The organism is Burkholderia sp. ABCPW 111 (genome assembly GCF_000773065.1).
Taxonomy (GTDB): Bacteria; Pseudomonadota; Gammaproteobacteria; order Burkholderiales; family Burkholderiaceae; genus Burkholderia; species Burkholderia savannae.
The window spans coordinates 16,738-42,628 of sequence record NZ_JPWT01000070.1; the positions used below are offsets into that span (position 1 = coordinate 16,738).

General features: G+C 69.1%; 15 protein-coding genes. 13 read left to right on the top strand and 2 right to left on the bottom strand.

Annotated elements, in window-relative coordinates; all coding sequences use genetic code 11:
- The first annotated feature begins 14 nt into the window (after window positions 1-14).
- The 13 genes from X946_RS15580 to X946_RS15640 all read left to right on the top strand — a co-directional run bounded on the left by X946_RS15580 (window position 15) and on the right by X946_RS15640 (window position 23,600).
- Entirely contained in the window at window positions 15-6,782 is a 6,768-nt protein-coding gene (locus X946_RS15580; protein WP_038749012.1) for an SDR family oxidoreductase, read from the top strand.
- Entirely contained in the window at window positions 6,779-10,906 is a 4,128-nt protein-coding gene (locus tag X946_RS15585; RefSeq protein ID WP_038749015.1) for a cytochrome P450, read from the top strand. Before X946_RS15580 ends, X946_RS15585 begins: the two co-directional genes overlap by 4 nt.
- A 32-nt stretch (window positions 10,907-10,938) precedes the next feature.
- Window positions 10,939-12,399 carry a flavin-containing monooxygenase gene (locus X946_RS15590; protein WP_038749017.1) on the top strand — a complete coding sequence of 487 codons (1,461 nt, stop codon included), beginning with the start codon at window positions 10,939-10,941 and terminating at the stop codon, window positions 12,397-12,399.
- Window positions 12,399-13,100: an ABC transporter ATP-binding protein gene (locus X946_RS15595; RefSeq protein ID WP_038749020.1), complete on the top strand. Its 702-nt coding sequence runs from the start codon at window positions 12,399-12,401 to the stop codon at window positions 13,098-13,100. Before X946_RS15590 ends, X946_RS15595 begins: the two co-directional genes overlap by 1 nt.
- Window positions 13,100-14,566 carry an ABC transporter permease gene (locus X946_RS15600; RefSeq protein ID WP_038749023.1) on the top strand — a complete coding sequence of 489 codons (1,467 nt, stop codon included), beginning with the start codon at window positions 13,100-13,102 and terminating at the stop codon, window positions 14,564-14,566. Before X946_RS15595 ends, X946_RS15600 begins: the two co-directional genes overlap by 1 nt.
- Before the next feature lie 56 nt (window positions 14,567-14,622).
- Window positions 14,623-15,405, top strand: a complete 783-nt coding sequence (locus X946_RS15605; protein ID WP_038749099.1) for an outer membrane lipoprotein-sorting protein — start codon at window positions 14,623-14,625, stop codon at window positions 15,403-15,405.
- Complete coding sequence (locus X946_RS15610; protein ID WP_038749025.1) at window positions 15,402-16,700, top strand: hypothetical protein; 1,299 nt, start codon at window positions 15,402-15,404, stop codon at window positions 16,698-16,700. The genes X946_RS15605 and X946_RS15610 overlap by 4 nt, the downstream gene beginning before the upstream one ends.
- Window positions 16,701-16,744: 44 nt before the next feature.
- A complete protein-coding gene (locus X946_RS15615; protein ID WP_038749028.1) occupies window positions 16,745-17,143 on the top strand; it encodes a DUF4345 domain-containing protein in 399 nt (132 codons plus the stop codon).
- A gap of 73 nt (window positions 17,144-17,216) precedes the next feature.
- The gene (locus tag X946_RS15620; protein WP_038749031.1) at window positions 17,217-17,981 is read left to right on the top strand and encodes a 4'-phosphopantetheinyl transferase family protein; all 765 of its coding nucleotides are present in this window, start codon (window positions 17,217-17,219) and stop codon (window positions 17,979-17,981) included.
- 87 nt (window positions 17,982-18,068) lie between these two features.
- Window positions 18,069-19,172, top strand: a complete 1,104-nt coding sequence (locus X946_RS15625) for an esterase/lipase family protein (RefSeq protein ID WP_038749034.1) — start codon at window positions 18,069-18,071, stop codon at window positions 19,170-19,172.
- A 334-nt stretch (window positions 19,173-19,506) separates the two neighbouring features.
- Entirely contained in the window at window positions 19,507-21,930 is a 2,424-nt protein-coding gene (locus X946_RS15630; protein WP_038749037.1) for a putative bifunctional diguanylate cyclase/phosphodiesterase, read from the top strand.
- 33 nt (window positions 21,931-21,963) lie between these two features.
- Window positions 21,964-22,704 (top strand): TenA family transcriptional regulator, encoded by a 741-nt coding sequence (locus X946_RS15635; protein ID WP_038749040.1) that lies wholly within the window; start codon window positions 21,964-21,966, stop codon window positions 22,702-22,704.
- 299 nt (window positions 22,705-23,003) lie between these two features.
- Complete coding sequence (locus X946_RS15640) at window positions 23,004-23,600, top strand: MlaC/ttg2D family ABC transporter substrate-binding protein (protein ID WP_038749042.1); 597 nt, start codon at window positions 23,004-23,006, stop codon at window positions 23,598-23,600.
- A 158-nt stretch (window positions 23,601-23,758) separates the two neighbouring features.
- Here the strand turns inward: X946_RS15640 and X946_RS15645 are convergent, their stop codons facing one another.
- Window positions 23,759-24,406 (bottom strand): response regulator, encoded by a 648-nt coding sequence (locus tag X946_RS15645; RefSeq protein ID WP_038749045.1) that lies wholly within the window; start codon window positions 24,404-24,406, stop codon window positions 23,759-23,761.
- Window positions 24,403-25,803: a cache domain-containing protein gene (locus X946_RS15650; protein ID WP_038749102.1), complete on the bottom strand. Its 1,401-nt coding sequence runs from the start codon at window positions 25,801-25,803 to the stop codon at window positions 24,403-24,405. The genes X946_RS15645 and X946_RS15650 overlap by 4 nt, the downstream gene beginning before the upstream one ends.
- Window positions 25,804-25,891 lie beyond the last annotated feature (88 nt).

A 25,891-nucleotide genomic window follows, 5' to 3' on the forward strand; every position in this document is an offset into this window, starting at 1 on the left:
GACCACTGCGATTTATGTCGAATTCCTATCTGTTGGGGAAACGGGTTCTGGTGACGGGCGGGGCAAAGAATGTCGGCAAGGCGATCTGCCGCCGCTTTGCCGAAGAAGGCGCGCACGTCATCGTCAATTTCTTTCATTCGCTCGACGCGTCGAAAGAGACCGCGGCCGAGCTGCGCGCGCTGGGCGCGACTGTCGACGTCGTGCGCGCGTCCGTCGCGCAGCCGGCGCAGGTCGAGCGGATGTTCGACGAAATCGAAGCGAAGTACGGCAAGCTCGACATTCTCGTCAACAACGCGGCGTCGGGCGCGCTGTTGCCCGTCGACGACATCGAGGCCGCGCACTTCGACCGTGCGCTCGACACCAATCTGAAGGGCGCGTTCTGGTGCGCGCGCCGCGCCGCGCGGCTGATGGCGCGCGCGGGCGGCGGCGCGATCGTCAACGTGTCGTCGGTCGGCTCGACGCTCGTGCCGGCGAACTATCTCGTCGTCGGCACGGCGAAGGCCGCGCTCGAATCGCTGACGCGCTATCTGGCGGTCGAGTACGCGAGCCTCGGCATTCGCGTGAACGGGGCGTCGTCGACGCTGATCGACGGCGACGTGGCCGCGCAGTTTCCCGACCCCGACAACACGAAGCGCTCGAGCATCGCGGCGACGCCGCTCGGCCGCCTCGCGACCGCCGAGGATCTCGCGGACGTCGTGCTGTTCCTCGCGTCGGATGCGGCGCGCTGGATCACGGGGCAGGTGATCGTCGCCGACGGTGGGCTGTCGCTGTGCAGCGAGGCGCTGTCGCCGCGGCGCGAATGGAGCGGCGCGGCGAACGGCGTGCAGGGTGGCGGGCAGGGTGGCGACGCCGCGCCGTCGGCGGCCGCGTTTGCGAGCCGGGCGAGCGCCGGTGCGGCGGCTGCGCCGGTTGCGTCGCACGTTGCGGATGTCGGCGTCGCGACGGCGGCGATGGCCGGCGTTGGCGCTGCCGGTGCGGCGGCGGCGTCGGCGATTGCGCGGAACGTCGCGAGCGAGCGTGCGAGCGCGCCGTCGAACGATTCCGCTTCGGCGCATGCGCCGGTCGAGCCGAGCGCATCGGCGTCCGGCGGGCGCGCCGACGTTTCGGCATCGTCGACGGGTTCCGCGTTGCCGCGGGTTTCGAGCCCGGCTTCGGCTCAGGCGGGCGCAGGCATCGCCGCGCCGTTGTCTTCCGCCGTCGCGGCATCGCACGCGTTTGCTGACGCGAACGTCGCGGACGCGAACGGCGTTCGTCCCGCGACGCCGGCCCGCGAGATCGACGCGCCGCATGCCGAACGCGCATCCGACGACACCGAAGCCGACGACACCGAAGCCGACGACACCGAAGCCGACGACATCGCCGTAGTCGGCATGGGCGTCGCGCTGCCCGGCGCGAGCGACCCGGAAGCATTCTGGCAGGCGCTGCTGAACGGCCCCGAGCTGTTCGGCAACGTGCCGCCCGATCGTTGGGATTACCGATCGTTCTATTCGCCGGACTCGTCGGCGGAAGACAAGAGCTACCAGTCGCGCTCGGTGTTCATCGAGCGCTTCGAGCCCGAGGCGCGCCTGCGCGCCGAAATCGAAGCGGCCGCCGCGCCCGACGAGCTGACGACGCTGTGGCTGCGCCATTCGCTGCGCCAGGCGCTCGACGGCGTGCGCGTGCGCGCGGGCGACCGAACCTCGTTCCTCGTCGGTTACACGGCCGACGGCAGCCAGCATCTCGAAGAAGGGATGGTGCTCGCGGCGATGCGCGCACGGCTGCGCGACGCGCTCGACGAAACCGGCGCGTCACCCGACGAGCGCGAGAGCCGCATCGCGCAGATCGACGCGGTGCTGCGCGCGCGCTATGCGCGCGGCACGGGCGAGTTGTCCGAGTATTTTCCGCATCGCGTCGGCCTGAACGCGATGCGCGGCGTGCTGCCCGACGACGCCGAGTACATGATGGTCGACACCGCGTGCTCGTCGTCGCTCTATTCGGTCGATCTCGGCATCAAGAGCCTGCTCGCCGGCAAGCACGACGTCGTCGCGTGCGGCGGCGCGTTCGCGCTCGCGCCGCGCGGCTCGATCCTGTTCTCGAAGCTGCACGGGCTGTCGAAGAGCGGCGAAGTGCGGCCGCTCGACAAGGCGTGCGACGGCGTGCTGTTCGCCGACGGCGCGGGCGTCGTGATCCTCAAGCGCCTGAAGCGCGCGCTCGCCGACGGCGACCGCGTGCTCGGCGTGCTGAAGGCGTTCGGTTCATCGTCGGACGGCAAGGGCAAGGCGATCTACGCGCCGAACTCGGCCGGTCAGAGCATCGCGATCGAGCGCGCGTATCGGCAGACCGACGTGCCGAAGGCCGCGGTCGACTGGGTCGTCGCGCACGCGACGGGCACGCCCGCGGGCGACCTCGCCGAATTCCAGAGCCTGCGCGACATGCTCAAGCGCGACCGTCCGGTGTACGTGACGTCGAACAAGTCGCTCGTCGGTCACACCGGCTGGGCGGCGGGCGTCGTGTCGCTGATCCAGGTGCTGCTTGCGCTCGAGCACGGCCGCATTCCGCCGCAGCATCGGTTCTCCGAGCCGCCGCGGGAATTCGACATCGGCGCGAGCGGCTTCACGATTCCGACGCGCGCGGTCGACTGGCCGCGCAAGGCCGATGCGGCGCGCGTCGCCGCCGTGTCGGGCTTCGGCTTCGGCGGCACGAACGGCCATCTGATCGTCTGCGAATACCGGCCAGACCTGGGCGCGTCCATGCCTGCCGCGCGCGTCAATCGCGAGCCGCTCGCGATCGTCGGCTGGTCCGCGAAATTTCCCGGGCTCGACGGCCGCGACGCGATCGCCGCGTGGCTGAACGGCGCGGGCGCGGCGCCCGGCGCGAGTTTCGGCCTCACCTATCCGCTGCCGAGTTTCGACCGCGTGCGGATGCCGCCCGCGGTGCTGCGCGCGCTCGATCGTTGCCAGCTGATGGCGCTCGACGCCGCGCACGACATGCGCGAGCAGCTGCGCGACTACTGGAGCGGGCATGCGAACACGATCGGCGTCGTGATGGGCCACATGGGGCCGACGCGCAACGCCGCGCTGTACGCGAGCCGCTGCTATCTCGACGACATCGCGACCGCCGTGCGCGCGAGCTTCGACGACGCATCGCGCGCGCCGCTTGACGATGCGCTCGCGCGCGTCGCGGAGCACACGAAGCGCCTCGTGCCGCCGACGACCGAGAATTCGTTTCCCGGCATGATGCCGAACGTGATTCCCGCGCGCGTCGCGAATTATCACGATCTGCACGGGATGAACATGACGGTCGACGCCGGGCACGCATCGACGCTCGCCGCGTTCGAGGTCGCGTCGCGCTTCCTGAGAAGCGGCGAGCTCGACATGGTGATCGTCGGCGGCATCAACGGCAATTCGGCCGACGAAGTGCAGCCGGCGTTCGACCGGCCGCTCGCCGAGGGGATCGTGCTGTTCGCGGTGACGACGAAGGCGCAGGCCGACGCAGCCGGGCTGCCGGCGCTCGCGTGGATCGAGAGCGGCCGCGAGTTCGCGGACGCCGCCGCAGCGGCGCTCGCGCCGCGCGATGCGCAAGGCCGCGCAGTCACGTACGCGGGCGCCGACGGCGCGCTCGCGGTGCTGCGCGCGCTCGTCGGCCGCGAGGACGCCGCGTCGATCGCGTTCGGCAACGATCGCGATCGGGTGCGCTTCGGCCTGCGCGTCGATCGCAACGCGCCGCCGGTGAGCGGCGACGGCGGACGCGCACGCGACGCTGCGGACGCGAGCGGCTTGTCGACTTCGGCGCCGGTGCCGGTGCCGACATCGACATCGACATCGACATCGACATCGACATCGACATCGACATCGACATCGACATCGACATCGCCGGCTCCCGTTTCTTCTCACCTTTCGGAACCGTCGTCGACGCCCGCCGTTGCGTCGGCGCCGCCGGCGCATCTCGTCGCGCCGCTCGCAACGACCGTGCACGCGGAGCCGCCGGTGGCCGTCGCGACGGCCGAGCCGATTGCCGGCGCGTCGGCCGACAAGCGCGTGCCGATTCCCTCGACGCTGAAGGCGACCGACGTCGCCGCCGACGGCGAGCCGCTCGGCGTCGCCCGCTATCGGATCGATCTGCAGGAGACGCCGTGGCACGCGGGCGCGGGCGCGATCGCGTATCTGCCCGCGGGCAGCGTTGTCGTGACCGACGCGCCCGAGCTGCTCGACGGCATCGGCATGCTGCCCGCCGATCTGCTCGTGCTGTCGACGCGCGCGACGGCGTTCGCGCGCGCGCGGCTCGTCGTCGTCGATACGCTCGGCGAAGCCGCGTTGCAAGGGCTGATTCCGGCGGGCACGCGCCACGTGCGGCTGCTGACGTCGCTGCGCGCGGGCGCGCTCGCGCCGGACCGCTCGTCCGCGCCTGCGCCCGAGCGGCTGAAGCTGCACGACCTCGCGTTCCTCGCGCTCAAGCAGTGCTACGACGGCGTCGCGCAGCAGGGCTCGTTCATCGCGCTGCTGCTCGACGCGGTGAAGGACGACGTGCTGCATCCGGACGCGGGCATGTTCACGGGCCTCGTGAAGGCGCTCGCGATCGAGCTGCCGCATGCGCGCTCGCTCGCCGTGCTGACGGACGACGCGGACATCCGGCACGGCGTCGCGCGCGCCGAGCGCGAGAGCGGCGCGCAGCATCTGCTGCCCGTCGTCGCGCTGTGCGGCGGCCGGCGCCTGACGCCGCGCGTGACGCGCGACGCGGGCGAGCTGCCCGCCGACGGTTTCGCGCGGCTCGGGCCCGACTCGGTCGTCGTTGCGTTCGGCGGCGCGCGCGGGATCACCGCGGAGCTGATGAAGGCGGTTGCCGAGCACTTCCAGCCGACGATCCATCTGATCGGCAGCAGCGCGCTCGACGCATACGGCCCCGACGTGTTCTCGGGCAGCGACGAGGCGTTCGCGCGCCGTCGCCCCGACTACATCCGCGAGCAGAAAGCGCGCCATCCGCATTTGCCGCTGCCCGCGATCATCAAGGCGTTCGAGCGCCAGGTCGAGGCGCGCGCCGCGCGCCGCAACATCGACGTGATGAAGTCGTACTGCGGCCCGAACAAGGTGTTCTACCTGCGCGCCGACGTGCTCGACGCAGGCAGCGTGCGCGAGGCGGTCGGCCGGATCGCGGCGGCGGGCCAGCCGATCGATCTCGTCGTCAACGCGGCGGGCCTGAACCGCTCCGCGTCGGTCAACGTGAAATCGTTCGACGATTTCGTCGCGGTGCGCGACATCAAGATTCGCGGCTACTGGAACGTGCGCGACGCGTTCGGCGCCGCGCAACCGCGCGCGTGGTGCAACTTCGGCTCGTTCATCGGCCTGACGGGCCAGGCGGGCGAGACCGATTACGCATCGGGCAACGATTTCCTCAACACGCAGGCCGCCTACCATCGCGCGGCGCTCGCGCGCGATGAGTTCACGATCGGCTGGACGCTGTGGCGCTCGGTCGGTCTCGGCGCGAATCCCGTCACGCGCGCGTTCCTCGAAAAGAGCGGGCTCTTCACGAGCATGCGGACCAACGAGGGCATTCATCACTTCCTGCGCGAGATCAATCTGACCGAGCGCGCGGCGAGCTCCGTGCATCTCGGCGCGGCCGAGCGGCGCGCGATCGAGACGCATCTGCCGACGTTCTTCGATGCGCCGCCCGCATCCGTGCGCGCCGCGTCAACGCAGCGGCCCGTGCAATCGGCGAGCGGCGCGGCCGACGCGCAAGCCGTCGTCGCCGCACATGCGGGGCACGCGGCTTGGCCGTCGCCGCAATCGCATCCGACGCCGCCGCCGCGCGAGCGCATCGCGCAGCCGCCGAGCCACGATTTCTATCTCGGCCGCGAAGTGCGCCGCACGAGCGACAGCGTGACGTTCGAGCGCATCTTCGATCTGCGCACCGACGCGTATTTGCAGCACCACGTCGTGAACCGCTTCGCGACGCTGCCCGGCACGTTCGTGCCCGAGCTCGCGGCCGAGGCGGCGATGAAGCTGCTGCCGGGCCTGCGCGTCGTCGGCTTCCGCGACGCCGCGTTCCGCCACTTCCTGCGCGTGTACGACGCGCAGCGGCCGAGCACGAAGCGCATCCACGCGCAGGTTGTCGGCCGCGAAGGCGACGCGGCGGTCGTGCAGGTGCGCATCACGGGCGACGTGCTCGCGCCGAACGGCCAGGTGCTCGTGCAGGACAAGCTGCACTTCGAGATCAAGGCGCTCGTCGCGCCGCGCCACGCGAGCGCGCCCGCCTGGCCGATGCGGCCGGACGAGCCGCGCACGCCGGTCGCCGATCCGTATCATTTCGAATCGGCGCCCGTGCGCCTGACGGGCATGTTCGTGTCGACCGCGGATACCGGCGTCACCGCGTCGGGCAAGGTCGCGCGCTACCAGCTGAACGTCGCCGCCGACGATCCGGTGTTCTCGCGTTTCATCGTCCCGAGCATCATGCTCGACGGCCTCGCGCGCGTCGCGGTGCTGAATTACGTGGCGGACGACTACATTCCGCTCGCCGCGCCGGTGTCGATCGGCAGGATCGAACTGTACGAAAGCGGCAACGACTGCGAGCTCGCGCGCCGCTACGAGCGGATCGATTTGTACGCGACGCCCCGCGCATTCGCGCTCGAGGGCGCGCACGGCGGCAACCGCTTCGCCGCGGTGCGGCCCGACGGCCGCATGCTGATGGAGATGAGCGACGTGTCAGGCGTCGTGATCGGCTATGTGCACCGGACGACGGGCGCGTACGCGACGAAGGGCGAGGTCGACGCGCTCGCCGCGCGCCTCGCAACCGAGCGGGAGACGGCATGAGCAAGCACCGCCAGGCGCCGGGGCCGCGCGGCAGCCTCGTGATGGGCAACCTCGCCGCGTACAAGCGCAATCCGATCACGATGCTGCTGCGCCTGCATCAGCAGTACGGCGACGTCGCGCGCAACCGGCTCGGACCGTTCGTCACGCATGCGCTCGCGCATCCGGACCACATCCAGTATGTGCTGCAGGAGAACCATCGCAACTACGTGCGCGGGCGTTTCTACGACAACTTCAAGATGTTTTTCGGCGACGGGCTGCTGACGACGGACGGCGAATTCTGGCGCCGCCATCGGCGCGCGGTGCAGCCGCTCTTCCACAAGAAGCAGGTCGATGCGCACACGGCCGCGGTCGGCGACGCCGCGCTCGCGCTCGCGAATCGCTGGAGCGCGCTGCCGCCCGGCAAGTCGGTCGACGTCGTCGAGGAGATGATGCATCTGAGCCTGAGGATGCTCGGGCTGATGGTGTTCAACACCGACGTGTCGTCGCACGCGGAGGCGGTCGGCCCGGCGGTGCGCTTCGGCATCGAAGCGATGATGCCGCAGGGCAACATGAACGACTTCGTCCCGCGCTGGGCGCCGACGCGCTTCAATCGTCGGATCGCGCACGCGCGCCGCGCGATCGACACGATCGTCGCGAAGATCATCGCCGATCACCGCGAAGAACGCTGCGAGCCGAGCGACGTGATCTCGCTGCTGCTGAACGCGCGCGATCCCGACACCGGCGCGCCGATGACGCAGCAGGAGGTGCACGACGAAGTGATGACCGTGTTCCTCGCGGGGCACGAGACGACGGGCGCGGGCCTGGCGTGGGCGCTGTACGCGCTCGCGCAGCATCCGGCCGTGCTGCGCCAGCTGCGCGACGAGCTCGACGCGCGCCTCGGCGGACGCGCGCCGACCATGCAGGACTTCGAACAATTGCCGTACCTGTCGCAGGTCGTCGACGAGGCACTGCGCGTCTATCCGCCGATCTGGGGCTTCACGCGCGATCTCGTCGAGGACGACGAGATCGGCGGCTACCGGATTCCGGCGCGCACGTCGGTGTTCATGTCGCCGTACGTCACGCATCGCCATCCGGCGTTCTGGCGCAATCCCGACGCGTTCGATCCGGAGAACTTCGCGAGCGACGCGCCGGCGCGCCATCGCTTCGTCTATTTCCCGTTCGGCGGCGGGATGCGCAAGTGCATCGGCTTTCAGACCGCGCTCTTGCAGATGCGCGTGCTCGTCGCGGTGGTCGCGCAGCACTTCGATCTGAACGTGCTGCCAGGCCATCCGATCGAACTCGGCGCGACGATCTCGCTGCGGCCGGTGCACGGCATTCGTCTGATCGTGAAGCCGCGCGAGCGGCAGCAGAGCCATCTCGCGCGCGTGCGCGAGCACGAATCGGCGCGCGCGCTGCGGCCGCTCGGCGATTCGGTCGAACCGACGGGCGCCGCGTGTCCGATGACGGCGGCGCACGAGATCGGCGCGAACGCGGCCGCCGCCGCGGCGGCGGAGGCGGGCGCGCTCGCCTGCGCGCCTGCGGGCGGCGCGGCCGTCGCCGCGGAGCATGAGCATGCGGCGGCCGGGCAGCCTGCCGATGCCGCGCGGCTGTCGCTGGCTATCGCGCCCGCGGCGGCGCCGCACGACGCGGCCGCCGACGCGAATGCGCGCGGCGTGCCCGCGTGGCGCTTCACGTGGAAGCCGGTGCCCGTCGATGCGGTGCCCGACGAGCCGTCGCCCGCGTTGAGCGGCAAGCGGATCGCGCTCGTCAACGGGCGCGGCGGCACGGTCGAGCGCGTCGCGGCCGCGCTCGCGCGGACCTGCGCGAAGGTATCGGTGTTCGCGCCCGCCGCGAGCGCCGATCACGCGGAAGCCGCGCGAACCTTCGTCAACGAAGCGGGGCCGCTCGACGGCATCGTCGATCTCGGGCTCGAAACGCCGTTCGCGCTCGACGACGCGAGCGCATGGGAAGCGCCGATGCGCCGCACGGTCGAGCTGCTGAAGGCATGCTACGGCGACTGGGCGGCGGAGGACGACACGTCGCGGCTCTTCTATGTCGCGCTCACGTGGATGGACGGGCAGATGGGCTACGGCGGCGACGCCGGCGCGCAGCCGCTCGGCGGCCTGTGGGCGGGGCTCGCGAAGACGCTGCCGCAGGAGCTGCCGAACTGCAACGTGCGCGTGCTCGACATCGCGCCCGACGAGACGGGCCGCGTCGACCGGCACGTCGTCAACGAGCTGTATCGCTGGGGCCTGTTCGAGGTCGGCTATCGCAACGGCGTGCGCTACACGTTGCACGCGAAGCGCAACGAACTGCCGCCGCTCGCCGTCGACGCGAAAACGGCGCTCGCGCCCGGCGACACCGTGCTGTTCTCGGGCGGCGCGCGCGGGATCGGCCTGCTGTGCGCGCGTGCGCTGGCCGAACGCCACGGCTGCGCGGTGATCGTCACGGGGCGCGAGGCGCCGCCCGACGGCAGCGAGCCATGGATGGCGCTCGACGACGAAGGCTTCAAGCGATACGGCCTCGAACAGCTGCGCGCGGCGACGCCCGACAATCCGCCGAAGTCGATCCGCGCGACGCTGCAGCGCCTGAAGCGGCGGCGCGAGCTGAAGGCGGCGCTCGACGAGATGGCCGCGCTCGGTCTGGCGGTGCATTACCGCGTATGCGACGTGACCGACCGCGCGGCCGTGCGCGCGCTGTGCGACGAGCTCGGCGATTCGCTGCGGATGGTGATCCACAACGCGGGCGTCGACCAGCCGGTGCGGCTGATCCAGAAGCGCGCCGACGATTTCGCGCACACGGTCCGCACCAAGGTGCTCGGCTTCGCGAATCTGTGCGATGCGGTCCGCGCGCGGCCGCGGCTCGTGCAGTTCTGCAACGTCGGCTCGCTGACGGGCCGCTGGGGCGGGATGACGGGCGAGACCGACTATGCGGCCGCGAACGAGGCGCTCGCGCGTCTGGGCCTGTGGGCGGCCAAGCACGCGCTTTCGCCCGCGTGCGGCGTGAAGACGCTCGTGTGGCCGACGTGGGAAGGCGTCGGGATGATCACGAACTTCGCGGTCACGCAGCGCTACATCACGCCGATGAACGTCGACGAGGGCGTGCGCCACTGGCTGCGCGAGCTCGCGTCGCCGGGCAGCGGCGAGGCGATGTTCATGGGCGCGGTCGGTCGCGCGCCGACGCCCGTGCAGATCAAGGGCTTCCAGCCGATTCGCGAGCTGCCGAACATCGGCGAGCTCGTCACGCGCCGGCATCACGTCGGCGAGCCGCTGCGCTTTCGGCCGTTCAAGCGTTTCGAGGGCCGCTACGCGATCGATCCCGCCGTCGCGCCGTACTCGCACGCGTTCCGCTTCAACGGCCGCGCGGTGCTGCCCGCGTCGCTCGTGCTCGAGCACGCGTGCGCGGTCGGCGACTGGGTGATGCCGCCGACGGGCGAGCCGCGCGACCTGAGCGAGATGACGAACGTCGTGTTGCGTCTCGACGCGCTGCCCGACGTGTCCGGCGGCGGCGAGCCCGTCGAGATCGGCAGCGAGGCGGCCGGCTACATGATCGGCGACGTCTGGTGTGTCGACGTGCGCTGCAGCGACGCGCGCACGCGCGCCGAGCTGCTCAGCATGACGCTCGTCTATCGGCCGCAGCCGGAGCAGATCGGCGCCGCGTATGCGCGCCCGCCCGGCACGACGCCGGAGCCCGCGCGGCTCACGAGCGCGCCGCATGCCGCGTGGAACGGCGAGCTGCTGCCGGCGGGCGACTGGAGCGTGCCCGACGACGCGTCGGCCGGCATCGTGCGGATCGGCCGCGTGCCGCCCGCCGCCGTGTTGAGCCTCTGGGCGCTGCCGTTTCCGCTCGAACTGCGCCTGCCCGTCAATCACGTCGAGCACGTGCTGCGCGTGCTGCTCGCCGAATGGGGCGCCGCGCAGCCCGACGCGCCGGCCGTGTGGCGGATCGGCGGCGCGAAGCTCGCGCGTCTGCCGGCGTCGTCGGCAGACAGCGTCGTCGAGTACGCGACCGGCCGCTTCGCGGTGCTCGACGCGCGCGGCTACGTGCTGCTGCGTGTCGACGACACGCGCGTCGGCGCCGATGCCGACGCCGCACATGCGACGCAGTCCGAAACAGGCGCGCTTGCCGATCCGTTGACGGCATGATGCGCGACCGTACAAGTGAAGGAACGACAACGATGACGACGACGAACACGACGACGGAACCGAGCGCGGCAGTGGCAGCGACGTCGGCGCACCGGGATTGCAGCGGCCGCTATTGCATCATCGGCGGCGGCGCGGCCGGCATCGCGACGGCGAAGAACCTGCGCGAACACGGCATCGCGTTCGATCTGATCGAGCGCGAGGACGACATCGGCGGCACCTGGTACTACGGCAAGCCGTGCAGCGCGATCTACAAATCGGTGCACATGATCAGCTCGCGCGAGTTCTCCGAATACACGGATTACCCGATGCCGGCCGATTACCCGACGTACGCGCGCGGCGATCAGGCGCTCGCGTATCTGCGCGACTACGCGCGCCGCTTCGGCGTCTACGAGCACGCGGAGTTCAACCGGACCGTGCTGGAAGTCGCGCCGCTCGCGGAAGGCGGCTTGTGGCGCGTCGAGCTCGACGGCCACGACGTGCGCCACTACAAAGGCGTATTCGTCTGCAACGGCCATCTGTCGAAGCCGCAGGTGCCGGATTATCCGGGCCGCTTCGACGGGCTGCAGCTGCATTCGGCGCTGTACAAGACGCCCGACGTGCTGAAGGACAAGCGCGTGCTCGTCGTCGGCGCGGGCAATTCGGGCTGCGACATCGCGGTCGAGGCGGCCCATCACGCGAGCGCGGTGTTTCACAGCACGCGGCGCGGCTACTTCTACTGGCCGAAATTCCTGTTTGGGATTCCTGCGGATCGCTGGGCCGAGTGGCCGCTGAAGCTGCGCCTGCCGCTGTGGGCGCGGCGCTTGTTCGGCGAACGGCTCTTGCGTCTGACGACGGCCGGCCAGCCGGAAGACTACGGGCTGCCGAAGCCGGACCACAAGCTGTTCGAGGCGCACTTCATCATCAATTCGACGCTGTTCTATCACCTCGGGCACGGCGATCTCGCCGCGAAGCCGGACGTCGTCGAGCTGAAGGGCGACCGCGTGGCGTTCTCGGACGGCAGCGAGGAACAGATCGACGCGATCGTCTACGCAACGGGCTTCCAGCTGAGCTTCCCGTTTCTCGACCAGTCGTATCTTCAATGGGACAAGATGCAGCCGCGCCTCTACCTGAACATCTTCGATCGCGCGCATCCGAACCTGTTCTTCATCGGCCTGTTCCAGACGTCGACCGGCAACTGGCCGCTGATGGATTATCAGGCGCAGCTCGTCGCGCGCTACCTGCGCGCGCGCGATGCGGCGCCGCGCAAAGCCGCGCGGATCGACCGGCTGACCGGCCGCGACCGCTCGAACTGGAACGGCGGAATTCATTTCAGCGCGACGCAGCGGCACGTGATCGAAGTCGAGCATTTCGCGTACCGGCTGCAACTGAAGCGGCTGATTCGCTCGCTGCCCGATTCGCGCGTCGCGTCGCGGCAGGCGCGGCCCGTGGCCGTCGCGGCTTCGGCTTCGCCTCCGGCGCAAGCCGCCGCGCGCGTGCAGGCGGGAGACGCGTGATGCCGATCGTGCGCGTCGAGAACGTCAGCAAGACCTACTTGCTCGACAGCGTGAAAGTGACCGGCCTCGCCGGCGTGTCGATCGACATCGACGCGAATCGCTTCACCGTGCTGAGCGGCCCGTCCGGCAGCGGCAAGACGACGCTGCTCAACATGATCGGCTGCATCGACCGGCCGGACGCGGGGCGCGTGAGCGTGGCGGGGCAGGACACCGCGACGTTGTCCGACGATGCGCTGTCGGATTTCCGCGCGAGACAGGTGGGCCACGTGTTCCAGTCGTTCAACCTGCTGCCGGTGCTGTCCGCGTACGAGAACGTCGAATATCCGCTGCTGATGGCGCGCACGCCTGCACGCGAGCGCGCGGAGCGCGTCGCGTATCTGCTCGATGCCGTCGGCTTGAGCGGCAAGGGCGCGCACCGGCCGAGCCAGCTGTCGGGCGGCCAGCGGCAGCGCGTCGCGATCGCGCGCGCGCTCGCGGCGGGGCCGTCGCTCGTGCTCGCCGACGAGCCGACCGCGAACCTCGACAGCGTCACGGGCCAGGCGATCATCGCGTTGATGCACAAGATGCAGCGCGAGAGCGGCGTGTCGTTCATCGTGTCGTCGCACGATCCGCAGGTGCTGGATGCGGCCGACGACGTCGTGCAGATTCGCGACGGGCGCATCGTCGATCGCCGCCGCGTCGCGCAGGAGGCGCAGAGCTGATGCATACCTTCATGTTGGCGCTGCGCAATCTGCAGCGAAACCGGCGGCGCTCGATCACGACGCTGCTCGCGATGATCGTCGGCGTCTGCGCGATCCTGCTGTTCGGCGGCTTCAGCAAGGACATCACGTTCGGATTGCAGACGGATTTCGTGCGGCGCAGCGGGCACTTGCAGATCCAGCGGCACGGCTATTTCCAGTACGGCAGCGGCAACCCGGTCGCGTACGGGATCGGCGGCTACGAGCGGCTGATCGCGCAGCTGCGCGACGATCCGGTGCTCGCGCCGATGATCGCGGTGATCACGCCGACGCTGCAGTTCGGCGGGATAGCCGGCAACTTCGAAGCGGGCGTGTCGCGCACGGTGCTCGCGCAGGGCGCGATCGCCGACGAGCAAGACCGGATGCAGCAGTGGAACGACTACGGCTTTCCATTGACGCCGAAGCCGTATCCGCTCGTCGGCACCGTGCCCGATGCGGCGATCGTCGGGCACGGCGTCGCGCGCGTGCTGCATCTATGCGGGCCGCTGCGCGTGCCCGATTGCGGCGACGGCGGCATCGCGAAGGGGGCCGCAACGGCCGCGTCCGGCGTGGCGACGCCCGACGCAGCGACGTCCGATGCATCCGCGCCCGCCGCGGCCGACGCGCCCGCCGACGTGCTCGCGCTCGCCGCGGCCGAGGCGGACGCGCAAAAGCGCGAGCGAAAGAGCGACGGCGCGGGCGCGACGCACATCGAGGTGCTCGCGGCGAACGCCTACGGCGCGCCGAACGTCGGCGGCTTCACGGTGGTCAAGGCCGAGCAGCAGGGCGTGAAGGAGCTCGACGACGTTTATCTCGCGATGCATCTGCCGCGCGCGCAGCGGCTCGTCTACGGCGGCGACGCGCCGCGCGTGACGGCGATCGAGATCCAGTTCAAGCACACCGCGCAACTGCCCGCCGCGCGCGCGCGGATCGACCAGCTGTTCGGCGGCCGCTTCGAAGGCCAGCCGCTCGACATGCTCGATTTCGCCGCGCTCAATCCGTTCTATGACCAGACGAACCGCATGTTCTCGATGATCTTCGGCTTCGTGTTCGTGCTGATCGGCGCGATCGTGCTGTTCGTCGTCAGCAACACGATGAGCACGGCGATCCTCGAGCGGACCGTCGAGATCGGCACGCTGCGCTCGATGGGCGTGCGCCGCGGCGGCATCCAGGCGCTGTTCGTCTGCGAAGGCGCGCTGCTCGGCATCGTCGGCGCGTCGGTCGGCGTGCTCGTCGCGCTCGGTCTCGCGGCAGCGGTGAATCACAGCGGGCTCGCGTGGACGCCGCCCGCGCGGATCGATTCGGTCGCGCTGACGGTGCGCGTGTGGGGCGAATGGCGCCTCATCGCGTTGACGTTCGTCGGGCTCGCGTTCGTCGCCGGGCTGTCCGCATGGCTGCCCGCGCGGCACGCGGCGCGGCTGTCGATCGTCGACGCGCTGCGCTACGTATGAGTTTCGTGAATTTTCAGTTTGAACAACGAAAGATCGAATCGATCGGGAGGTGGAGCGTGCGTCGCTTGTTTCGTACATGGTGGATCGGATTGAGTCTCGGCGCGGCGGCGCTCGCGCATGCGCAGACGCCGCCCGATCCGCAGAAGCTGCTCGCGGAAAGCGACGCGATCCGCACGCCGGCGAAGTCGTTCGTGCTCGCCGCGACGCTGACCGAATACCGGTCCGGCAAGCAGGTCGACGGCAACACGCTGTCGATCTATTCGAAGCCCGACGCGCCGGGCGGCGCGTTCCGCACGCTGGTGCGCTTCGTCGCGCCCGCGCGCGATGCGGGCAAGCTGATGCTGAAGAACGGCAACGACCTGTGGTTCTACGATCCGGCGAACCAGGCGAGCATCCGCATCTCGCCGGACCAGCGGCTGCTCGGGCAGGCGGCGAACGGCGACGTCGTGACCGTCAATCTCGCACACGATTATCAGGCGGAGCTCGAGGGCGCCGAGGACGTGATGGACGGCGACCGGCAGACGCGGCATTGTTACAAGCTGTCGCTGAAGGGCAATGCGCAGGGCCTCACGTACCATCGGATCGAGATGTGGCTCGACGCGTCGAACAGCCGGCCGGTGAAGGCGAAGTTCTATTCGGAAAGCGACCGGCTGCTGAAGAGCGCGTTCTATCGGCGCTATACGATGGAGCTCGGCGTGGAGCGTCCGACCGAGACGGTGATTATCGACGGCCTCGATCCGAACTGGGTGACGGTGATGCGCTTTTCCGGATACGCGTGGCGCGACATTCCGGACGCGTGGCTGCAGCGAGATTATCTGCCCCGCTTCCAGGCGCAATGACGCTCAGATCGTTGGCGGTCCTGATTTGCGCGGCGGCCGCGGCGATGCCGCTGCGCGCCGCGGCGGCAGGCGATGCTGACGCGCCGGGCGACGCGACGAACGCGGCGCTCGACCTGGCTGACGCAACGCCTGCCGCCGCGCCGGAAGCGGCGCGATCGTGGAAATTCAGCGTGCAGGATGCGGTGCGCTGGAGCGACGACCGTGACGCCGCTTCATCGTGGCGTAACCAGCTGTCGCTGGAATTCCAGTTCGAGCACGCGCTCACGCCGACGCTGAACGTGAACTTCGCGATGCGGTTCGATCGTTTCGATCCATTGTCGTCCGGCGCGGCGTCGCACCGTGACGTGATGCTCGTCAAGGAGGCGTATGCGAGCTGGAAGCCGTCGCCGCTGCTGGCGATCGACGCGGGCCGGATCAACGAACGCATCGGCGCGGCGATCGGCTACAACCCGACCGATTTCTTCAAGGCGGGCGCGGTGAGCCTCGACGTGCCGCCCGATCCGGACAGCCGCCACACGAACCGGCTCGGCAGCGTCGGCGTGCGCGCGCAGCGCGTCTGGGATTCGGGATCGATCGCGCTGATGCTGTCGCCGCGGCTCGCGAGCCGCAGCGTGCCGGGCGATCCGTTCGCGTCGTCGGACCTGCGGCGCACGAACGGCGTCGATCGCTGGATGCTCATCGGCAGCCAGCGGATCACGCCGGCGATCCAGCCGCAGTGGGTGCTGTACGGCGAGAGCGGGCAATCGCCGCAGTTCGGGCAGAATCTGAGCGTGCTGCTGGGCAACGCGGTGGTCGCGTACGCGGAATGGACGCTCGGCTGGCGGCCGTCGCTGATCGGCTCGGCGACGGGCGGCGGCAACGGCGACCGCGCGTTTCGCACGCGCTCGGCGGTCGGCTTTACGTGGACGCTACCGATCGACTTGTCGCTGACGGCGGAGCTGCAAGGCAACAGCGGCGGCGCGTCGGCATCGCAATGGCGCGCGCTGCAGGCGAGCGATCCTTACGCGTGGGGCCGCGCGGTTCGTACGTCGATCGCCGCGCAGGAGTTGCCGTCGCGGCACGGGCTGTTCCTGATGGCCGCATGGCGCAACGTGTTCGTGCGCCGCCTCGACCTGACGGGCTTCGCGCAACTCGATCTCGGCGCGGGGCGGCAGTATTGGGTCGAGCTGCGGCGGCGCTTCGACACGTTCGACGTCGCCGTGCAGTTCCTGCGGCAGACGGGACCGTCGTGGAGCCGCTTCGGCGCGATGCCCGAAGCGAGCAGCGTTCAGGTGCTGGGCATTTTTTATCAATGAGACGTCGTCAATCGTCGAATAACAAGGACAAGGGCCACTCTTCGATGAGCAAACGCATTCTGCAAATCGCCACCGCGATTCTCGCGGCCGTGCCGGTCGCAACCGGCGCGCTCGGCATGATGGGCATTCACGATCCGCTGTACGCATCGCTCGGCGTCGCGCTGCCCGCCGACGCGACGCTCGACAGCAACCTGCGCTTCTACGCGGGCGTCTGGTTCGGCCTCGGTCTCGGCGCGTTCTGGACGATCCCGAACATCGAGCGCAACGGCGTCCTGTTCCGCGCGCTGTGGACGATGATCTTCGTCGGCGGAATCGGGCGTCTCGTCTCACTCGTGTCGCTCGGCGCACCGTTCCCGCCGTTCATCGGCTTTACCGTACTCGAGATCGTCGGCGCGCCGCTGTTCGTCTGGTGGCAGCGCCGCGTCGCGGCGACGGCCGGCTGACGGGCGACGTCGAGCGCGCAGCGCGGCCGGCGCCGTCGGCGTGCGTTTGAAACACTTAGGTTGACTGACAAAAATGATGGCGGAAGGATTGCCGCGCGCGGCACCGCATGACGACGCGGCGGCGCTGCGGTTCTGCGTCGCGCGGCCGTCGGCGGCACTGACGGAGCGGTTGATGCGCGGCGAGGCGCACGTGTGGCGCGCACGCGCGGACGAAGCGGGTTCGTATCTGAAGCGCGATTGCTTGTCGCTGAGCGAATACGAGCGCGCCGCGCGGCTCAAGTTCGGCGCGCATCGCGAGTTGTTCGTGTTCGCGCGCGCGATGGTGCGCGTCGTGCTCGGCGAATACCTGAGCGCCGATCCGGCGCGGCTCGTGTTCGACGTCGAGCCGGGCGGAAAGCCGGTGCTGTTCGGCCGCGATCTCGAATTCAGCGTGAGCCATGCGTGCGGCGCGGTGCTGATGGCGGTCGCGAAAAAGCGGGTGGGCTGCGATCTCGAATCGCTCGGCCGAAAGCTCGACGTCGACGCGCTCGCGGCCGCGAGCCTCGGCGAACGCGAGCGCGACCTGTTCGAGCGCGCGCCGAAAAACGCGCGCGAGCGGCTGTTGCTGCAATTGTGGACGCGCAAGGAGGCGCTCTTGAAGGCGCACGGCGCGGGCCTGCGGCGCGATCCGCGGGAGCTGGAGATGCCGTGGCCCGTGTCGCCGGGCGCGCGGGACGAATGCGTGAGCGACGGCGTGCGGTGGGCGGTCGCCGACGTCGCGCTCGGCGCGCAGTGGCGCGCCGCGGTCGCGATGGAGGATCGCGGCGCGCACTTGCGCGGATTCTGTTTGGGGTGGTGAGCCGCCGTCCGGCGTCGCGATCGTGGCGATTGCGGCGAACGGGCGTGCGGCATCGTTCAAGTAACGCTACATGCAGGGGAATCGTTCATGGAGTCGATGTTCAAATGCGTCGCCGACGCGGCGCGGGCAGCAAGAAAAAGTCTGATGAATGCCTGGGCGACGGCGATCGTCGCCGCGATGTGCGCGATCGCCGCGCCGGCAGTGCACGCGGACACCGCGGCGGGCGCGGTCGACGATTACGCGGCGACGCGCTATCCGATCATCCTCGTCCACGGCCTGACGGGCACCGACGACTATTTCGGCATCGTGCCTTACTGGTACGGCATGCAATCCGATCTGCAGCGGCACGGCGCGACCGTGTTCGTCGCCGATCTGTCAGGATTCCAGAGCGACATCGGCCCGAACGGGCGCGGCGAGCAGCTGCTCGCGTACGTGAAGCAGGTGCTCGCCGTCACCGGCGCGCAGAAGGTCAACCTGATCGGCCACAGCCAGGGCGGGCTGACGTCGCGCTACGTCGCGGCGGTTGCGCCGGATCTCGTTGCCTCGGTGACGACGATCGCGACGCCGCATCGCGGCTCGCAGTTCGCCGACTTCGTGCTCGGCGCGCTGAGTCTCGATCCGACCGGCCTGTCGACGCCGATCTTCGGCGGACTGCTGAATATTTTCGGCATCCTGACAAGCCACACACACAACACGAATCAGGATGCAATCGCCGCGCTGAACGCGCTCAGCACGTCATACGCGACGCAATTCAACACGCTGTTCCCGAGCGCGGGCCTCGGCGCGGCCGGCGCGTGCGCGTCGGGCGTGCCGAGCGAGACGGTCGGCGGCAACGTGCACCTGCTGTATTCGTGGAGCGGCAGCGCGTACCAGCCGATCAAGGTGCTCGGCGTCACGACGGGCGCGATCGACACGAGCACCATTGCGCTCGTCGATCCGGCCAACGTGCTCGATCCGTCGACGCTCGTGTTCCTGACGGCCGGCAACATCATGGCGCTCAAGCAGGCGGGGCCGAACGACGGCTTCACGTCGACCTGCAGCTCGCTCTACGGAACGTCGATCTCGACGGATTACAAATGGAATCACTTCGACGAGATCAACCAACTGCTCGGCGTTCGCGGCGCGTATGCGCCCGATCCGGTCGCGGTGCTGCGCACGCATGCGAACCGGCTGAAATTACAGGGCGTTTGAAAGAAGGTTGAGCGGCGGCGCGCCGCGCGTCGTATGATTGTCCGACGAATGCGCCGCCGCTTGCGCGAGCGGCGGCGCACGCGCATTCATGCAGCGGACGCGTCATATGTAACGCGACGAGCAGACGAATGCGCGCAAGATGGCCAGTCTACGCACGACCTCCACGAGGATCTGCGAGACAGGCCACGCTTCGAGCATCTGGCGGCGGACCGGCAACGGGTCGCCGCCGGTTCGTTTCCGGCGTTAGCGCGCGCCGGGGGAATACGAGACCGCCGCGGTGAAGCGGCGCGGCGGCGGGGCTGAGGCAAGGTGGACGATGAACGGGACTTCCAGCATGCGCGAACAGGCGCTCGGCTTGAACGACGCAAGAGGCCAGGCGGCCGAACTGAGGCCGGCGCTCGACGTCTGGCCGATCCTGCTGATGGTGTCGGTGCTCGTGTGCGTCGTGATCGTGAGTCTGACGGTGGTGTCCTTCCTTAGGGTGTACATCGGCGGCGAGAGCACGTGGTCGAAGTCGCAGAAGGACGCGGTCATCTATCTGATCCGTTACGCGGAGACGGGCGACGAGCGCGCATACAAGCTCTACGAGGCCGCGATCGACAAACCCTATCGGCTGAGCCTCGCGCGCGCCGCGTTGCAGCGCAAGCCGCCCGATCGCGCGACCGCGCGCGAGGCGATCATCGCGAGCGGCATCGACCCTACCGACGCGGCGGCGGCCGCGCTGCTGCTGCCCGCGCTCAGCTGGGTCGCGAAGATCAACTACGCGCTGCAGTGCTGGATGCAGGCCGACGTCGAGCTCGCCGAGTTCCGCAGCGTCGCGAGCCAGCTGCACGCGCTCGTCAGCAGCGGCCATCGCGACGATCCGCGCGTGAAGGAGCTCGAATATCGCGCGTGGGACATCAACGAGCGCGTGTCCGGCCTGCCCGATCGCTTCTCGAAGGCGTTCAGCGACGAATTCCGCTCGAGCGTCGCGCTGCTGCTCGTCTGCTACTTCGTCGCGTCGATGTTCCTGATGTATCTCGCGCTCGTCTGGGCGCGCAAGGCCGCGTTGCAACGGTTGTCGATCCAGTACGCGCTCGACCGCAGCGAGGCGTTCGCCGAGGCGGCGCTGAGCTCGGTCGCGGAGGCCGTGATCACCGTGGGGCTCGCGAAGAACGTCGACTTCATCAACAACGCGGCCGAGCAGTTGCTCGGCTATTCGGCCGCGGCGTGCGTTGGCGCGCCGGTGTCGAGCGTGCTGATGCTGCTCGACAAGGAGACGGGGAACGCGGTCGACATCGTCGACGAACTCTGGGCGCGCGAGGAGCGTACGCCGATCAAGCGCGAGGTGCATCTGCTGCGCCGCGATCACTCGAAGATAGTTGTACAGACAACCATCTCGGAAATGGGCGACCGCGTGCATGGCCACATCGGCTACGTGCTGATCCTGCGCAACATGACGCGCGAGCAGCAGTTCCTCGAAAGCCTCGCATGGCAGGCGACGCACGACGTGCTGACGGGGCTCGTGAACCGCGTCGAGTTCGAGCGCCGTCTCGAAGTCGCGCTCGCCGACGCGACCTCCGGCAAGGCCCGCATCGATTCGATGCTGCTGATGCTCGACCTCGACCGCTTCAAGGAGATCAACGACACGTGCGGCCACGCGGCGGGCGACGCGATGCTGCGTGAAGTTACGCAGCGCTTCCAGAGCTGCCTCGACGACGAGGACGTGCTCGCGCGGCTCGGCGGCGACGAGTTCGGCGTGCTGCTGCCGCACGGCGCGGGCTCGTGGCCGTCGAAGAACAAGGCCGAGCGGCTGCGCCGCAGCCTCGAGGATTTCGTGTTCCTGTGGGAGGGCGAGCGCTTCACGGTCAGCGTCAGCATCGGCGTGCTCGAGCTCTGCAAGGCGCCGCGCAATCTCGAGATGGCCGTCAAGCTTGCCGACATCGCGTGCTACATCGCGAAGGAGCGCGGGCGCAACCGCATCCAGCTCGCCGACCCGAGCGACTTGCAGCAGGCGCGCCACGTCGGCGACGTGCAATGGAGCCGCCGGATCAAGACCGCGCTCGAAACCGACGGCTTCCGCCTGTACGTGCAGCCCATCGTCCACACGCGCCCGGATTCCGGCACGCCCGAGCGCGCGGAGGTGCTGCTGCGCATGACGGGCGGCGCGGGCCGCGACATCTCGCCCGCCGCGTTCCTGCCGGCCGCCGAGCGCTACGGGCTGATGGGGCTCATCGACCGCTGGGTGGTCCGCACCGTGTTCCACAAGTTGAGCGCGATGCCGGTACGCGAGTACCACGAATACAACGTGAACTTGTCGGGCGCGTCGATTTCCGACGAGCGCTTTCTCGAATTCGTGATCGCCGAGCTGTTGAGCTCCGGTCTCGAACCATCGGTGATCTGCTTCGAGATCACCGAAACGATCGCCGTGAAGAATCTCGAGCTTGCGTCGCGCTTCATGAGCGAGCTGCGCACGATAGGCTGCCGCTTCGCGCTGGACGATTTCGGCGCGGGCATGTCGTCGTTTCGCTATCTGCGCAACCTGCCGATCGATTACCTGAAGATCGACGGCGAATTCGTGTCGAACATGATGTCGGACCGGGTGAGTTTTGGCGTCGTCAGCGCGATCAACGCGGTCGCGCACTCGATGCGTTGCAGCACCGTCGCCGAGCATGTGGAATCCGACGCCGAGCTCGGCATGCTGCGCGAGCTCGGCATCGACTTCTGCCAGGGATATTTCTTTGCTCAGCCTTCGCCGTGGCGCGAGGGCGGCTATTGACGTGGTTGGGTGACTTTATCTAAGGAGAGGAAATTGCATATCCCTTTTGAACGCGAAGGCGACTTGATGGATATCGGGAGCTATCCACACTGGCTACAGGACGTGGTCGGCACGGTGCGGGCGGCGCGCGACCGCGTGCGCTTCCACGAGGTTTTCTCGCTGATGCGCGACGGCCGCCTCGCGCCGCGGCAGCTCGCCGCGTTCTTCGTGAACGGCTGGCCCGTCGTCGAGCAGTTTCCGAAGTACATGTCGATGAACCTGCTGAAGGCGAACGGCACGAGTTCGTCCGGCGACGAGAAGGCGCGCCGCTATCTGATTCGCAACATTCGCGTCGAGCTGAACCACGTCGAGCACTGGGTCAACTGGGCGGAGGCGAGCGGCTTGCCGCGCCGGCAGCTGATCGACGGCGACAGCCCGCCCGCCGCGCTCGCGCTCAGCCACTGGTGCTGGAAGAGCAGCAGCGCGGATTCGCTCGCGGCGAGCATCGCGGCGACCAACTACGCGATCGAAGGCGTGACGGGCGAATGGAGCGCGGACCTGTGCCGTTCGGACGTCTATGAAATGGGTTTTCCCGAGCATGTGCGCGGCCGTGCGATGCGCTGGCTGAAGCTGCATTCGAGCTATGACGACAAGCATCCGTGGGAGGCGCTCGACATCGTCGCGACGATCCTCGGCCAATCGCCGAGCACCGAGCAGGTGCGCGACGTCTCGGCCGGCATCGAGCGCAGCTTCCGTTATTTCGAGATGAGCCTTTCATGCTGCCTCGACGCGTGAGCTCCGCGCGTCGTCGTCTGGCGGCGGGCGAACGCAAGCCCGGCCGGCGACGGCGAGGCGAGCCCGCTTCGCGGGCGATCCGCGGTGGCGCGCGTCGATCGGTCGCGCATGCGTGTCCATGCGTGGCGGCGACGGAGAGGCGCACCGCTTCGCCGGCCGCGTCGTAAATATTTCGTCTATTCGGTAACAGACCGTCACGGCGCCGCGCGAGCGCGCCAAGCTCGGTATACTGTCCTGTCTGCGCCGGCGCCGTGTCGCGTCCGGCTTGTTCTCTTCCTAGTTCGATACACGCTACACGCATGAAACGTCATCTGTTTGCTTTTGTGGCCGCGGCCGTCGTGTCCGTTTCGGCAATCGCTCAAACCGCGCCCGTCGAGGTGGTCAGGAACGCCGTGGAGGGCACCGTCGGCGCGATGAAGGCGGACCCCGCCGCGCGCGGCGGCGACATGGCGAAGATCACGCAGATCGTCGAAGCGCGCTTTCTGCCCGCGACGAACTTCGAGCGCACGACGCGCATCGCGGTGGGCGATGCGTGGAAGCAGGCGAGCCCGCAGCAACAAGAGGAGCTGTACAAGCAATTCCGGATTCTGATGACGCGCACGTACGCGGCATCGCTCGCGCAGCTCGGCAGCCAGGACGCGAAGTTCAGTTTCAAGGCGGCGGGCGCGGGCGGCGCCGACGCGCTGGTGCGCTCGACGGTGACGACGCCGGGCGACAGCCAGTCGGTCGGCTACCGGCTCGGCAAGATCGGCAACGACTGGAAGATCTACGACATCGACATGTCGGGCGCGTGGCTGATCCAGGTCTACCAGGGCCAGTTCAAGGCGCAGCTCGCGCAGGGCGGCATCGACGGTCTGATCGCATTCCTGACGAAGCACAACGCGCGCGCGAACTGAGCGCGCCGGCCGATTCGTTCGGCATTCGTCATTCGTCATGCAAATGGGCGCTTCGGCGCCCTTTTTCATGTCGCGCGATGAAGATGCGGGGTGTGTCGAGCGCGCTGCGTGTGGCGTGTGGCGTGCGCTCGCCGCTGATGCTTGTGTCGCGCGTTCGCCTAGCGCCTGCGATGCTCGACCGCGAACTTGATCAGCTCCGCCTGGCCTTCGATATCGAGCTTGCGTTTCAGATTCAGCCGATGCGTTTCGACCGTGCGCACCGACAGGCCGTTGCGCTGCGCGATCTGCTTGCTCGACAACCCGTGCGCGAGCGCATCGAGGATGTCGCGTTCGCGCGGCGTGAGCCGGTCGAGCGGCGACGCTTCCGCGCTCGCGTGAATCATCCGTGCGGCGATGCCCTCGCTGAAGAACGTCTGACCGGCGAGCACCGCACCGATCGCGCGCACGATCTCGGTCGCGGGCGAATCCTTCAGCAGATAGCCGCTCGCGCCCGCGCGCACCGCCTGCGTCACGTATTCGACGTTGTCGTGCATCGACAGCATCAGCACGCGAATCGCAGGGAAGCGCTCGTGAAAGACGCCCGCGAGCGCGATTCCGTTCATGCCCTGCATGCCGATGTCCATCAGCGCAAGATCGGGCTCGAGCGATTCGGCGAGCGCGAGCGCTTCGTCCGCGTTGCCCGCTTCGCCGACGACGGCGAGGCCGGGCGCCGCTTCGAGGCGCATCTTGAGGCCGTCGCGCACGAGCGGATGGTCGTCGACGAGCAGGAGGCGCGCGGGGCGCGTCGTCGAGGAGGAAGTCGTCATCGCGTGGTTCCTGTTGAGTCGGCGCCGGACAGCGGCACGCGCGCGGCGACGACCGTGTGTCCGACCTGCGAGCTGATCGCGAGCGCGCCGCCGAGCGCGTCGAGCCGCTCGCGCATGTTGCGCAGGCCGACGCCGCCGCGCGCGTCCGCCTGCGCGCGTTCGGCGTCGAAGCCGCGGCCGTTGTCGGCGATCGTCAGCGCGGCTTCGCGCGACGACAGCTCGAGCGTAACGGCCGCGCGCGTTGCATGCGCATGGCGCAGGATGTTGGTCAGCGCCTCCTGCGCGATGCGAAAGAGCGCGGTTTTCACGGGTGCCGGCAACGACGGCGCGCCGCCGTGCTCGACCCGCGTGAAGCCGAGCTCGACGCCCGTCTCCACGCCGAGTTCGCGCACCAACTGGTCGAGCGCGGCTGCGAGGCCGAGGTCGTCGAGCATCGTGGGGCGCAGCGCGTGCGAGATGCGGCGCACTTCGCGCAGCGTGTCGCCGAGCCGCGCGATGCCTTTCGACAGCGCGGCTTCCGCGGCGGTCTCGCGCGTCGGCAGGCGCGCGAAGCGTTCGAGCGCCGATTCGAACATCAGCTTCGCCGACACCATCATCTGGCTGATGCCGTCGTGCAGCTCGCGCGCAAGGCGCGCGCGCTCCTGTTCCTGTGATTCGACGACTTGCTGCGCGAGGCGCTTGAGCTTCGCGTCCGCGCTGCGCGACTCGCTCACGTTCAGCACGAGCGCGCACAGCGCGATGACCGCGGCGCCCGCGAGCGCGATCGCGCTCAACCACGTCATCGTGCGCTCGATGTTCGCCGATGCGCGCGCGTCGATCCGCGCGAGCGCGGTGTCGACGTCGTCCAGATAGATGCCGGTGCCGACCATCCAGCCCCAGCGCGGCAGCGAAACGACGTAGCCGAGCTTCGGCGCGAGCTTGCCTGTCGACGGGCGCTGCCACACGTAGCGCACGTAGCCGCCGCCGCGCGACGCGGCCGCAATCAGCTGTTGAATCGCGAGCGAGCCCCGCGGGTCGCGCAGCGACCAGAAATTGTGACCGACCCGTTCGGGCTCGCGCGGATGCATCAGCGAATTGCCGTTCAGATCGTAGACGAAGAAGTAGCCGTCGGGGCCGAATTCCATCTTTTGCAGCATCGCGAGCGCTTGCTGGCGGAGCATCGCGTCGTCGCGCGCGTTGTCGCGGCCTGCCTCGTACAGCGGCGCGACGGCGCTCGTCGCGAGATCGACGTAGTGCTTGAGCTCGATTTCCTTGCTCGACAGGTACGCGGCCTCGATCGTCGCGTGCTGCGTGCGCGCGAGCAAGGTTGCTTGCTGGCGCACGCCCAGGCCGATCGCCGCGATCGTCACGAGGAAGGGCACGATCGCGAGCAGGAAGATCTTGAACTTCAGCCTCATCGCAATGGGCATCCGGCCGTGGGGGCGCGCGCCGCGCACGCGCGGCGGACCGCGCGCGGGGGCGCGCCGTCGATTGTCTGTCTGGTCG